Source organism: Dactylosporangium sp. NPDC051485 (assembly GCF_040682015.1).
In the GTDB taxonomy this organism is placed as follows: domain Bacteria; phylum Actinomycetota; class Actinomycetes; order Mycobacteriales; family Micromonosporaceae; genus Dactylosporangium.
Map to the genome: position 1 here is coordinate 23,290 of NZ_JBFAZW010000065.1, position 12,812 is coordinate 36,101.

Annotated in this window: 12 protein-coding genes; 10 read left to right on the top strand and 2 right to left on the bottom strand. The window is 67.5% G+C overall.

Annotated features, from left to right (window positions below):
- Positions 1 to 24: 24 nt before the first annotated feature.
- The gene (locus AB0M46_RS31375; protein ID WP_363341870.1) at positions 25 to 2,280 is read right to left on the bottom strand and encodes a carbohydrate-binding protein; all 2,256 of its coding nucleotides are present in this window, start codon (positions 2,278 to 2,280) and stop codon (positions 25 to 27) included.
- 528 nt (positions 2,281 to 2,808) lie between these two features.
- Between AB0M46_RS31375 and AB0M46_RS31380 the strand changes: the two genes are divergently transcribed.
- A complete protein-coding gene (locus AB0M46_RS31380; RefSeq protein ID WP_363341873.1) occupies positions 2,809 to 3,159 on the top strand; it encodes a metalloregulator ArsR/SmtB family transcription factor in 351 nt (116 codons plus the stop codon).
- Between the two features lie 257 nt (positions 3,160 to 3,416).
- Here AB0M46_RS31380 and AB0M46_RS31385 read toward each other — a convergent pair whose 3' ends face one another.
- Positions 3,417 to 3,551 carry a hypothetical protein gene (locus AB0M46_RS31385; RefSeq protein WP_363341875.1) on the bottom strand — a complete coding sequence of 45 codons (135 nt, stop codon included), beginning with the start codon at positions 3,549 to 3,551 and terminating at the stop codon, positions 3,417 to 3,419.
- 152 nt (positions 3,552 to 3,703) lie between these two features.
- On the opposite strand from AB0M46_RS31385, the gene AB0M46_RS31390 reads away from it, so the two are divergent.
- The 9 genes from AB0M46_RS31390 (at position 3,704) to AB0M46_RS31430 (ending at position 12,641) form a co-directional block, all read left to right on the top strand.
- Positions 3,704 to 3,889, top strand: a complete 186-nt coding sequence (locus AB0M46_RS31390; RefSeq protein WP_363341877.1) for a hypothetical protein — start codon at positions 3,704 to 3,706, stop codon at positions 3,887 to 3,889.
- A gap of 32 nt (positions 3,890 to 3,921) precedes the next feature.
- Complete coding sequence (locus AB0M46_RS31395; RefSeq protein WP_363341879.1) at positions 3,922 to 5,562, top strand: SulP family inorganic anion transporter; 1,641 nt, start codon at positions 3,922 to 3,924, stop codon at positions 5,560 to 5,562.
- 358 nt (positions 5,563 to 5,920) lie between these two features.
- Entirely contained in the window at positions 5,921 to 6,682 is a 762-nt protein-coding gene (locus AB0M46_RS31400; protein WP_363341941.1) for an ATP-binding cassette domain-containing protein, read from the top strand.
- The gene (locus tag AB0M46_RS31405; protein ID WP_363341881.1) at positions 6,675 to 7,940 is read left to right on the top strand and encodes a hypothetical protein; all 1,266 of its coding nucleotides are present in this window, start codon (positions 6,675 to 6,677) and stop codon (positions 7,938 to 7,940) included. The genes AB0M46_RS31400 and AB0M46_RS31405 overlap by 8 nt, the downstream gene beginning before the upstream one ends.
- 35 nt (positions 7,941 to 7,975) lie before the next feature.
- Positions 7,976 to 8,563: a hypothetical protein gene (locus AB0M46_RS31410; protein ID WP_363341883.1), complete on the top strand. Its 588-nt coding sequence runs from the start codon at positions 7,976 to 7,978 to the stop codon at positions 8,561 to 8,563.
- A gap of 470 nt (positions 8,564 to 9,033) precedes the next feature.
- Complete coding sequence (locus AB0M46_RS31415; RefSeq protein WP_363341884.1) at positions 9,034 to 10,164, top strand: GAF domain-containing sensor histidine kinase; 1,131 nt, start codon at positions 9,034 to 9,036, stop codon at positions 10,162 to 10,164.
- A gap of 373 nt (positions 10,165 to 10,537) precedes the next feature.
- The gene (locus AB0M46_RS31420; RefSeq protein WP_363341885.1) at positions 10,538 to 10,915 is read left to right on the top strand and encodes a hypothetical protein; all 378 of its coding nucleotides are present in this window, start codon (positions 10,538 to 10,540) and stop codon (positions 10,913 to 10,915) included.
- A gap of 177 nt (positions 10,916 to 11,092) precedes the next feature.
- Positions 11,093 to 11,851, top strand: coding sequence for a class I SAM-dependent methyltransferase (locus tag AB0M46_RS31425; RefSeq protein WP_363341886.1), 759 nt, complete (start codon positions 11,093 to 11,095; stop codon positions 11,849 to 11,851).
- 241 nt (positions 11,852 to 12,092) lie between these two features.
- Positions 12,093 to 12,641 carry a PAS domain S-box protein gene (locus tag AB0M46_RS31430; protein ID WP_363341888.1) on the top strand — a complete coding sequence of 183 codons (549 nt, stop codon included), beginning with the start codon at positions 12,093 to 12,095 and terminating at the stop codon, positions 12,639 to 12,641.
- Positions 12,642 to 12,812: the final 171 nt, after the last annotated feature.

Here is a 12,812-nt window from a genome sequence, read left to right on the forward strand (position 1 = left end):
GCCCCTCGTCGTGCGAACAGCCGTTCAGCTGGCGTAGACCTCGAACTCGTAGATGCGGGCCGCCGTGTCCGTGTTGCTCGTCGGCACCAGCACGTTCATCCGCACGTACCGCGCCTGGGCCGCGGCGATCGTGTGGGTGGACACGTTGGCAGTGTTGCCGCGGACCTGCGACACCGTCGTCCACGTGGTCCCGTCCGTCGACACCTGGATGTCGTAGTCACGGGTGTTCCACGCGGCGTTCTCACCGCCGGCGCCGGCATGGCGCACCACGAACCGGCTCACCGACATCGACGATCCCAGGTCGACCTGCCACCACTTCGTGGCATCCAGAGCACACCACTTGTCGGAGTTGCCGCCGTTGACGGTCCCGTTGACCGCCTGCGCCGGGCCCTCGCTCGCGTTGCACGACGACGACGCCGACGCCGGCCGGTTCAGCGCCAGGTTCCCCGGCGGTGGCGGCGTGCCACCGGTCAGCACGAAGTTGTCCACGTCGAACAACCCACCGGTACCCGTGCCCACGAACACCAGGAACACCGGACCCGAGCCGGCCGACAGCGCGGCCGACACGTCCACGAAGTTCCCGTATCCGCCCGTGTTCGCCACGTTCAGGGTGCCGAGCAGCGGACCGCTCTGGGAGCCCGACCGGACCTGGATCTGACCGCCGGCGCCGCCCGACGCCACCCGCGCGGTGATCCCGGTCGCGCCGGACACGTTCACCGACGCAAAGCCGAGCCAGTCGCCGCCGTCGATGTAACCGACCCGGACGCCACCCGTCGCGTTCGCATCCGCCACGTTCTGGGTGCCGAACTGCGACGAGAACGACTCCGCCTCGACTCGCGACGGCGGAGGCGTCGACCCGTCGATGTTCAGCGTCCACTTCTGGTTGGTGCCGCTGCCGCAGGACCAGAGCCGGACGTTCTGGGCGCTGCTCGGGTCGGCATCCAGGCAGAGGTGGGAGTCGACACCGCGGATGGTCCCGTCGGAGAAGACCCGCCACTTCTGGTTGTTGCTGCCCAGGCAGTCATGGATGACGACGCGGGTGCCGTTGGTTCTGCCGGAACCGAGGGCGTCCAGACATTTCGTACCGTTGTAGACGGTGATCGACTGGTTTGCCTGCCTGGTCCAGCGCTGGTTGGTGGCGTCCACGCAGCCCGCGACCTGGAGCTGGACATCGTTGGTCTGGGACGAGTTGGGGACGTCGAGGCACGTGTTGGAGCCGGCGTTCCGCAGTCCTGTCGGGCCGGGGGTGGGCCCGCCCCACGCGTATTCCAGGCGATCGATCGCCGTGGTGTTGGGCTGCCACAGCGGCGTGTTGCCGAGGCTTGCGTCGAACGCGGTACCGAGCCGCAGGTTGTTCAGCGTGTCGTGGTCCGGGGTGGACGTACGCCCGCCGATGGTGTGGCACCAGATCGCGCCCAGGTGGAGGTTGTGGACGACGTCGGTGAGGGCGCGCAGGTACGCAACCTCCTTGTCGGTCGATCCGCTGGGCGTGGCGTTGAAGTCGACGCCGGTGTCCGCGGACGCGCCGAACTCCTCGATGACCGTGCGGTCGGCGCAGTTGCCGATCAGGGTGGTGAGGTCGGTGACCCACTGGTCGTAGGTGCGTGAACCGTACGGGAAGGCGTAGCGGTGCAGGGCGAGGTACACACCGTTGAAGCGGGCGTCGTTGCACAGCGGGCGAATGTCACTGCCCCAGCCGCCGCCGTCGAGCTGGGCGCCCTCGATGAACATCCGGTTGTTGGGCAGGCCGGCCGCGTTCATGCGGGCGATCCAGGTGGCCGCGAAGTCCAGCCACTGGGTGGTGTTGAAGCCGATGGGCTCGTTGATCGGATCGAAGTAGACCAGCGGGTTGCTCAGGTACCTGGCGGCCAGCGTGTCCCACATCTGGTTCCAGGTGTTGAGGAGGCTGCTGGGGACCATGTTGCTGCCGTCCTGCGCCCAGTAGCACAGGATCACCTTGAAGCCCCTGGCGGTCGCGGCGTCGATCACACCGTTGTAGGAGGCCCAGGCCGTGGTGGCCGGGTTGATCGGCAGCCGGACCGTGTTGGCCCCCAGACCGCTCTGGAACGACGCGAACATCGCGTCGGCCTTGCTCCGGGTGGTGTTGTAGTCGTCGTTCGGCGACAACCCTTGCAGGACCAGCCGGTCGGGGCTGAAGTTGTCGCCCAGCCGGGACCAGTGCACGCCGTGGAACTGGCTGGGATCGAGGCCGGCGGCGGCTCCGGCCGGCGACAGGTTGGACACCACCATCAAACACGCCGTGGCCAGTGTGGTCAGCACGGCAGTGGTCCAAGCCACCACGCGGCGGGCCGCGGTCGGGGCGGATGTCGATGAGTGAGGGCTGCGGATGCGAGCCATGGTTTTCCTTTCCAGCTCGGCTGGCGATGCGGCGGGATGAGGAATCAAACGGCAGGTAACGTGGCGGCAACCGGCCGGAAATGAACGTATCGAAAGCCTTCGAGAGACGTCGATCGTGTCTTTCGGAACTCGTCAATCCGTCTCGCGAATCGTCGCCGCGGGAGCCGGAGGCCGGGCGATTCGTCTGCGCACACGGCAGGCTGCCGCGCCCGCCGGTAGGGGCTTACCGGTGTGCCCCTGGTCGATGGGGATCGCGACGGTGACGGCGCGGAGCGTCCCGAACCGCGCTGTCGCGGCGAGGCGGGCGGACAACGACTTGCTAAACTTTGCAGCGGGCCGAACGGCTGCTCCGCGGCCGGCTGACTGCGGCCCGCCGACCCAGCCCAGGGCGCGATCGATCGCGGTGCCCGGACCGGGGCGAACCTCCCGGACGCGGACGAAGGGGTGAGTGTGGCGAGCCCGCCGCTGTACCAGCTGAAAGCCGAATTCTTCAAGACGCTGGCACACCCCGCCCGCATCAGGGTGCTGGAGCTGCTGAGCGAACGGGAGCACGCCGTCTCGGAGATGTTGCCCGAAGTCGGGATCGAGCCGGCCCACCTGTCCCAGCAGCTGGCTGTTCTGCGACGGGCGAACCTCGTGGTGTCGCGCAAAGAAGGATCAGCGGTCTTCTACACCCTGACCAGCCCGGATGTCGCTGAGCTGCTCACTGTGGCCCGGAAGATCCTGACCGGCGTCTTGTCCGGCCAGGCCGGGCTGCTGGCAGACCTCCGCGCGTCGGCCTCACCGTCTTCGACGAGGTAGCCAGAGGAGCGGGGGCACCCGGTCACGTGCGGCGTCGCGGGTCTCCGCACCGGCCCGAACGGGAGCAAGCCGCCGCCATCGTTGTCGCCAACGCCAACGGGATCGTCGGCAGGGTGCTGGACCTCAACGGCTTGCGCGGCATCCTCGCCTCTGACACCTGACCGACCGCCCCTGTACGTGTACGTCGCAACCGGCGTCCGCAGAGCTCGTCGAGCAGCTCCGCCTGCCCGGCAAGAATCTGGGTGAGGAAGCTGCGCTCAGTACGCATGAGATCGGCGACGTCCGGCCCGGCAACGCGTAGCAGACGCTACCGGCGTCACGATGCCCGCCCGCCGGAGCACCGCCAGCTGCTGCGACAGGCTCGACGCCTCGATCTCAACCTGCGCCAGCAACTCCCGGACCGCCAGCGTCCATCACTCCTCCAGATTCCGACTGGCGCCATTGAACACCTTGTAGTTGACGACTTTATAATGTTCGCAACTGCTAAAGTCGGCGCAGGCGAGGTGAGGGGTGGGCGATGCCGGGAGACGTTGGTGGCGCGTCCGTGCCGGTGTACCAGGCGAAGGCGGAGTTGTTCCGCACGTTGGGGCAACCGGTGCGGATTCGGGTGCTGGAGTTGTTGCAGGACGGTCCGATGCCGGTGCCTGAGCTCCTGACCGACATCAGTTCGGTACTGGCTGACCGCGGCGGGCTGCTGACGCTGCTACAGGCCGGCGGGCTCGATCGGTGACGGCTGGGGCGATCCGGACGACCGTTGCGCGGTTGACCGGGCTGCTGCCGCAGCGGTCGGACTGGGACGCAGTGCGCCGCAGCCCCCGGGCCGATCTGGTCGCGGGCCTCACGGTGGCGGTGGTGGCACTGCCACTGGCGTTGGCGTTCGGGGTCACCTCGGGGCTCGGTGCGCAGGCCGGGCTGGTCACCGCAGTGGTGGCCGGTGCGATCGCTGCAGTGTTCGGTGGGTCGAACCTGCAGGTGTCCGGGCCGACCGGCGCGATGACTGTCGTGCTGGTGCCGGTGATGCAGCAGTTCGGTGCGGCCGGTGTGCTGATGGTCGGTGTGATGGCGGGTGTGGTGCTGCTCGGGTTGGCGGTGGCGCGCCTGGGCCGGTACGTGCGGTATCTGCCCACCCCGGTGGTTGAGGGCTTTACCGCCGGGATCGCGGTCGTGATCGCCCTGCAGCAGGTTCCTGCGGCGCTGGGTGTCGCCGATGCACACGGCGAGAAGGTGTGGGCGGTTGCCGGTGACGCGTTGGCACGGTTCGTCCGCCATCCTCATCCCGCTCCGGTCGTGGTTGCCGTCGGTGTTGCGGCAGTGATGCTGCTCGGCGCGCGATGGCGTCCGGGACTGCCGTTTTCGTTGCTAGCGGTTGCGGCGGCAACAGGGCTGGCCGAGTCGGCTCCGATCGAGCTGACGCGCATCGGCGCGCTCCCGGCCGGTGTACCGGCGCCGTCACTGACGTTTCTGGATCCCGCCGCTGTCGGGACGCTGTTGCCGTCCGCGCTGGCTGTTGCGGCCCTGGCAGCGTTAGAGAGCCTGCTGTCGGCGACGGTTGCCGACGGGTTGAGCGTCGGCGAACGGCATGACCCGGACCGTGAACTGTTTGGCCAGGGACTGGCGAATCTGGTCGCTCCGGTGTTCGGCGGTATCCCGGCGACCGCCGCGATCGCCCGGACGGCGGTCAACGTCCGTGCCGGTGCACGGTCGAAGCTGGCGTCGCTCACCCACGCGGTGGCCCTCGCCGCGATCGTCCTGGCCGCTGCGCCGCTGGTGTCCCGAATTCCGCTCGCTGCCCTGGCTGGCGTGTTGCTGGCCACGACGGTGCGCATGGTCGAGGCCAGCGCCCTGATCGCTCTGGCCCGATCGACGCGCAGCGACGCCTTGGTGCTTGCCCTGACCTTTGCGGTGACGGTCGTGTTCGACCTGGTCACGGCGGTCGCGGTGGGCATGGGCGTGGCGATGGCGCTCGCGCTGCGTGCGGTGGCGCGCACCGCCCGGCTGGAGCAGGTGCCGTTGGAGGCCGGTGACCACAGCGCCGAGGAGCATCAACTGCTGTCCGAGCACATCGTCGCGTACCGACTCGACGGTCCTCTGTTCTTCGCTGCCGCCCACCACTTCCTGATCGAACTGTCCGAGGTTGCCGACGTACGGGTGGTGATCCTGCGAATGTCGCGGGTGTCCACCATCGACGCGACCGGCGCACACGTCCTCGGCGACGCCATCATCCGGCTGCGGCGGCGCGGGATCACCGTGCTGCTGTCGGGCATTGCGCCGGGCCATGACCAGGTGCTGGCCACGCTCGGTGTCGCCGAGCAACTGCGGCGTGACGAGCTGATCTTCCCGGACACGCCGACCGCGATCAAATACGCCCGGACCCACCTCATCGGCCCGGCCACCACCCGGTGAGCCGATCGCCGGCCACGTCAACGCGACCACCTCGAGCTTGTGAAGTGCTGCCATGCGACTGGCTGTGCACCGGTACAGCAGCGGCTGGCAACTCGCGCACCTGAACCCGCCGATGTGACCGGACGGGCCATTCGCCGAAGGTGACCTTCCTTGGTGGTGGTGATAGAAGATTGTCAGCGTCGATCACGATCACGCATTGTGATGTGCCGATTTCATCGGGTGGGCTGAGTCCTCATTGCGGGCAAGCCAACGTGTCCGGATGTGGCAGGCACGGGCCACGGCGGCGCTATAGAGTGTGGGACCGCCGGTGGGTGATACGCGCCGGCGGTCCTCTGCGTCAACCTAGTTGCGGGTGCCGATGAATCTCATAGTGGATGATGTTGTTGCCGGCTATGGACGAAGGGTCGTTCTCGATGGGCTGTCCTGGCAGGTCAGCGCCGGTGTCACCGGTCTTCTGGGGCCGAACGGCGCAGGGAAGACCACCCTCCTGCACTTGATCGCAGGCATCACCACACCACGCCGGGGCACCATAACAGCGATAGGGGCCGACGGCCAGCACAACAGCAAAGACAAGGGATTCGGAAAACGGATCGGGTTTGTGCCGCAACACTTCACCTTCGCGGCCGAAATGAGCGTGCGAGACACGATAAGCTACGCCGCCTGGGTAAATGGGGTACCGCGAAGAGCCTGCGGTGCTGCGGCAGGCCAGGCTCTCGATCGGGTGAACTTGAAGGAACGCGCCGACACGAAGGTCAGGACTCTGTCTGGCGGGCAGCGGCAGCGTCTCGGTGTTGCTACGGCTCTAGCGCACGAGCCTGAGCTGCTCATCCTCGACGAGCCTACTGTTGGCTTGGACCCGGGGCAGCGGCTTAACCTGCGAGAGGTGATCGCCGACATCGGGACACGATTGCCCGTGATCCTTTCGACCCACCTCGTTGAAGATGTGACTCACCTGTGTCAGAGGGTGGGCATTCTTGCAGGGGGGCGGATGGTTTTCGATGATGCAGTGGAGAAGCTGGCCGCGCTGGTGGCAGACGCGAGCGTAGACGTAGGGCTCGGGTCGCCCTTCGAGCGAGCGTATGCGGGAATCATCGAGCGGCTAGGCGGCGACCATGTCTGATCGACGCGTCGGAATGTTCTGGCCGCTTGGTGCGCCCTTCTACGTCCTTGCCGGCCTGGCGGTATTCGGGCTCACCTTCGCCACCGTGTTCCAGATGCTGTCGTGGCCCTACCAGGAGTGGGCCGGTACGTCAGCATTGTTTCACCAACGACTGGACCTAACCGGACCCCTGGCGGCGTTCCTGGGCGCCTACCTCGGCGGTCGGCTGACCCCTCCCACGCGACCATTCGCGCTACCAAAATTTCCCCGCGATCGCGGTCAATTCCTCGCACAGAATCTCGCCCCACTGGCCGCGGTCGTCACGGTCGGGTATCTGCTCGCGCTTGCTCCCGTTCTAGCTCTGACGCTACGCTCAGCAACCTACGGCACTCTGGACCTGGCTGTCGCTGCCACAGGACTGTTGGTCCTAAACGCGTTCCTCATCCTCGGGTGGCTTATCGGCCTAATTGCGCGATCGGCCTTCATCGCACCTGCCGCGTTCGCTCTCGCCCTTGTTACCACATTCGTCGGATACTCCGGCGACACGTTCGCGGCCGTGGCACCGGTTTTGCACATCCCACCGAGGCTCGGCTTCCACGAGGCGCCGACGTTGGTCATCTTCCGAATCGCGTTCATTGTGCTACTCAGCGTCATCGCGCTCGCTGCCGCCGGCGGGATTCTCTCGCACCGCTGGTTTGACCGCCGATGGCCCGCACCAAGCCGGGCGCTGATCTGGCTGGTGCCGCTGGCGTTCCTCACTGTCGGCGTGGCCAACAAGCCAGCCTTGTTCGTCGAGGACGCGTCGACGCCAACCGTATGCGGCGCGGCCGCAGGAATGAAAGTCTGTGTCCATAAGGGCCACGAGGCCCAGCTCGCTGCACTGGTGGGAGCAATAGAGCCCATTGTCGCGGTCGTGGGAACAGAGGGATTCCCTTTTCGGCAGGTGTACGATCGCGCACTCAAGCTTCCCTCGCTGAGCGCGGATGAGGCCACGACATTCTATTACGACCTTTCTCCAACTCTGGATATCGTCTCGTCACGATCGGAATTCGTCTTTATCGCCGCCGGGGGGAACGCGTGTCTATCGACATTCGGCCTGAATAGCAACAACGATCAGACGCGGGCCATGAGAATGCTGGAGAGCCGTCTAGAGGGGGATCATTCGACAGGCCAGGCCGGGCGCTTCGCCGCCATGTCCGATGCCGAGCTGAAAGTGTGGATCGAGCCTCACCGCACGCAGGTCCGCCAATGTGCGATTATGGGCGACGTGACACCGTGAGCGCGTCCATACTTTTCGCTTCACGATCAGGTAGATTGTTCCTCGTCGCCTCGGCCATTCTCGGCATTGCGTCCGCGATCGTTTCACGACGTGGTTTCAAAATCGATTTCGCCCAGGCGTATTTGCCTGTAACGATGAGATTGCCGGAACTCGGTGCCGTCCTGTTGGTCAGCCTCGGAATCGTGATCCTTCGTCCAAGATTGTGGATTATTGATCGACTGGGTCTTCCCCGCCGCAGATGGGTCCCTTCGGCGTTCGCCCTGGCTGCCGGGTTCGTCGGTCCCCAGCTCATCCTTGCCGCCGCAACCCTCGTAGCAATGCCGGCCGGGGACTACCCCCGGGTGGCCGCCAATGTTGTGTTTTTGACGGCGCTAGCATTCTGCGTAGCCCCCTACCTTGGCGCCTTTGTCGCCAGCGGCCTGGTCTTGATGCTGTACTTTTCGTTGACTATTGCTTCACAAATGGAACCCGCTATCGCTTCATGGTCTCCGCTCGCAGTCTCGACCGATCCAGGTGGACGGTGGACTGTGGCAACAACTGCGGGCCTTGTCGCCGTAGTGGTCACCGTTTCAACACTCGGACGCGTCCGAAGGACTTGGGGCGCTGACCTCGAGCTCGCCTAACCCTTACCGACGATGCCGGCCTGCCCCGCATCCGCGTCCACGATCTGCGCCACCTCGCCGCCACCCTCATCCATATCTGGCGTGCCGCTCGCCGTGGTCTCCAAGACCCTGCGACAGGCCGTCCGCTTCCAAGCCGTCCTGACCATCACCATCATCACCGAATGGCGCTGACCGGCTTATCAAACACGCCTCAATGACGGGCTGGGCGAGGGCGAACAGACCGGGCTCAGCTTCGGTCAGCACGCTGCGGGCGACGAGACGTTTGAGTTTGGCGCGCCCTCGGCACGCCGGCCACGAAGGTCGGCCAGGTGCTGGCGGTGCGTCGCGGGCAGGTCGTCGGGCCGGGCGTCTTGCCGCCACCGTCACGAGGTCCTTGCGGCGATCCGCACCGTCCACAGAGACATCGAGCTGGTCGTCGAGAGGTACGCTAGGTAGCGGAGCCAGGATCACAAGACGCCAGGCGGCTGGTGATGGGGGCTGACGGAGACCTCGCCCAGGTCGTTGAGCAACAGGCCGCGCTGCGACGCGTCGCCACGCTGGTCGCGCGCGGCGTGCCACCGACCGCGGTCTTCGACGCGGTCGCCGCAGAACTCGATCGGCTCATCGGCGCCGACGGTGCGGTAATCGACCGGTATGAGGCAGACGGCACGATCACCGTGCTCGCGAGCAGTGGCTCGGGGCTCCCGGTCGGCACACGCGGATCGCTGGAGGATAGCCCTGTTTCGGCTCAGGTGTGGCACACCGGCCGTTCCGTCCGGGTCAGCAGCTACGCGGGCGGTTCCGGCCCGCTCGCCGCGCAGATTCGCGAGTTGGGGATCCGCTCGGCGGTGGGCGCCCCGATCGCCGTTGAGGGACGCCTCTGGGGACTGACTGTGGCCTTCACGAGGCAGGAAGAGCCAATGGCCGCCGACGCCGAAGCGCGCATCGCGGACTTCACCGACCTGGTCGGCACCGCGATCGCCAACGCCCAGGCCCGAGCCGACCTGGTCGCCTCCCGGACCCGTGTAGTGATCGCGGCCGATCAGGCCCGTCGACGCATCGAACGAGACCTGCACGATGGCATCCAGCAGCGGCTGGTCTCGCTCGCCGTGGCCGCGCGCATGGTCGAGGCGGACCTGCCGGCCGGCGCGTCCGAGCTGCGGGCACGGCTGTCAGCGCTCACCGATGGGCTGAACTGCGCGCTGGACGAGCTGCGGGAGATCTCCCGAGGCATCCACCCGGCGATCCTGTCTGACGGAGGCCTGGGACCGGCACTCAAATCCCTCGCCCGCCGTTCCGCCGTCGCGGTGCGGCTCGACGTGTGCTCCGACCGGCTGCCCGAACCGGTCGAGGCGGCCGGCTACTACGTCGTAGCCGAAGCGCTGGCCAACGCCGCCAAGTACGCACATGCCACCGTCGTGCACGTCGACACAGCGGTCAGCGACGGCCGACTGCGCCTGACGGTGCGCGACAACGGCATCGGCGGCGCCGACCCAGCAAGCGGATCCGGCCTCACCGGGCTCACCGACCGGGTCGAAGCACTGGGCGGAACCATCACGCTGGACAGCCCGGTCGGTCACGGCACCTCCCTACAAGTCGAGCTTCCCCTCGTCGTCCACTGACCGCCAGTAATCGCGGGCGGCGCTGGGCGACGATGATGACCTCGGGCGGAGTCCGGAACCCCGGCGAACGCCGACTTCGGAGGCAACCGCCGACGACCTGCGGCGTCCTCCGAAGTACCGGCGGACGCTGGTCGACCACTGTGGCGCTCGAAGACTGCGTCACGGGATCACCCGGACCCGTCGGCCCGGTCCCGGTCCGAACCGAAGATCCCGTAGCGCTGTGACGTGTATCACCCGCCAGTATGCGTGTGTAGACATGATGAATTGAACAGGTCTTCAATTCGTGTTGGGGCCAGCATCCCGGGCGGAGCGATCGGGTCCAGGCTGGCTTCCCCCACATGCACTGACGCACCGAGGGAGGTTGGCGGGCAGGATGCCGGCAGCACAGCGAACGGCGTGGGACGCCTACCTGACCGTGACCCGTGGACTGCTGCCCGCTATGGACGGCCGGCCGGACCACATGGCAACCGCGACCTGCGACCTGTCCGGGTTCGTCGTGCGGATTGAGCGGTACGCGCCGCTGTGGGGCGAGCAGGGCCCGATACTGCTGGCCGCGCTGCACGGCGCGCAGACGCTGCGGCGAGGCGGCGATCGCGCCGACCTCGCCGATCTGCTGCGGGCCATCGCCGATCGGCTGTACCTGATCTCCGCCGGACCTCGGGCGCCACGACGCGACCGCCGCTGCTGTCCGCGCAACGTGGGCGCGTACCGTACCGCTGCGGCGCGCCGGCGAGGGGACAGCGATGGCTGACCCGGCGACGGTGCGAGCCGTGACGCTGGCGGTGGCTGGCCACGAGCTCACCGGCCTGCGCATCCGGTAGCCGCACAGACTCGACGTGGCCCGCCGGAACCAATCTCTCGTGCGGCGGGCCACGTCGTGCGCCACGCCATGAGCTGCAACCGGCCTGCCGACGAAGGAACGACGAACGTGGCCCACGACCAGGATCTTGCCTTGGCCTACGAGCTCATCTACACCGTTGCCGCGGGCAAGGACTATCAGCGTGAGGCCTACGACATCACCGACCTGATCCGGCAGCGTTATCCGGCGGCGGACAGCCTCCTGGACGTCGCCTGCGGCACCGGGCTGCACCTGTCCCACTTTCGCCACAGCTTCGCGCATGTCGAGGGGCTGGAACTCGCCGAACCGATGCGCAAGGCCGCCATCGACCGCCTCGACGGGATCGCGGTGCACGCCGGCGACATGCGCGATTTCCAGCTCACCCGCACGTTCAGCGCGGTCACCTGCCTGTTCTCGTCCATCGGCTATGCGCGGTCGGTCGACGAGCTCAACCAGACCGTGGACTGCCTCGCTGCGCACCTGGAGCCGGGCGGTGTCCTGCTGCTCGAGCCATGGTTCACCCCAAGCCAATGGATCTCCGGCCCCGTCGACACCGCCACGGCCACCGACCACCGCCGGCACCTCACCAGGATGTGCGTGTCCGGTCACACCGGCACCACGTCGACGCTGACCATGCATTACCTGCTCGGCGAGACGGGCGCCGGCATCCGGCACTGGCGCGAGGAACACACCCTGACGCTGTTCACCGACGAGCAGTACCGTGACGCGATTCGCCGAGCGCGGCTCCACGACGTGCAGTGGCACCCCGGCTGGGGCGACCGGCGGCCACGCATCAGCGCCGTCAAGCGACGACGTACACGAGTTTCCGGCTCCCGGACGCGGCTATAGGTCCGTCGCCCCTGGGTGTCGCGCCCTGGGCTCCCGGCCCCCACCACGCGGCCCGAACGAGCCGGCCCGGTACTGCGCTGGCCAGCGTTCGGGCATCCGACCCGGCGCGATACGAAGCTGTAGCGGTGTCTGGCGCCTCGGCGGGCGGGTCCGACGGGATCGGCCGGATTTCCGCCGTGCGGGCCAAGCGAACGTGATTCGATGATCCTTTCCCGGCGTTCGCGGCGAGGTGGTGTCTGCCATGACGGTGGAGTGGTCGGCGCAGGCTGCCGGCTTGATCGAGGCGTCCCCGGACGCGATCGTCGGGGTCGACGCAGCCCGCACGATCGTCCTGGTGAACGCGCAGGCGAGCGTCGGCAAGACCCTCGACGGCATCATCACCTCGTGGAATCCCGGTGCGGAACGGCTCTACGGCTACCCTGCTGCGACGATGCTCGGGCGCCGGATCGACGTTCTCTACACACCGGAGCGGGCCTGGGAGGAGGACCGGCTGCTGGCCCGGATCGCCGACGGTGAGCAGGTCGAGCAGCACCTGACCGAGCGGGTCCGCGGCGACGGCCGGACCATCACCGTGTCGCTGGCGGTATCGCCGATCCGCGACAGCAGCGGCGCCATCGTCGGCGCCGCGTCGGTGTCCCGCGATGCCTTCCCTCACAAGGCACCCTCGACCCGTCGGTCACGCTGGTCGCGAAGCCGTTCACCGAAGCCGAACTCCTCGTCGAGGTCCACGCGACGATCGCAGCCGGGTCACAGTCTCGGCTGGCGCACGCGCGGGCAGGCGACGGCCTGACCCACTCCCGTAGCACACCGGTACACCGGCGAGCTGCGGCACGGCACGACCTTGGCCCAGATGGGGTGGTCGGTGGATTGGCTGCCCGAGCCGGTCCCGGTCGGGAGAATCTCGCCAGCATCATTGGGGCGCCGGAAGCGGCAGCGCCGTCGCGGCCACGACGTGATCAAC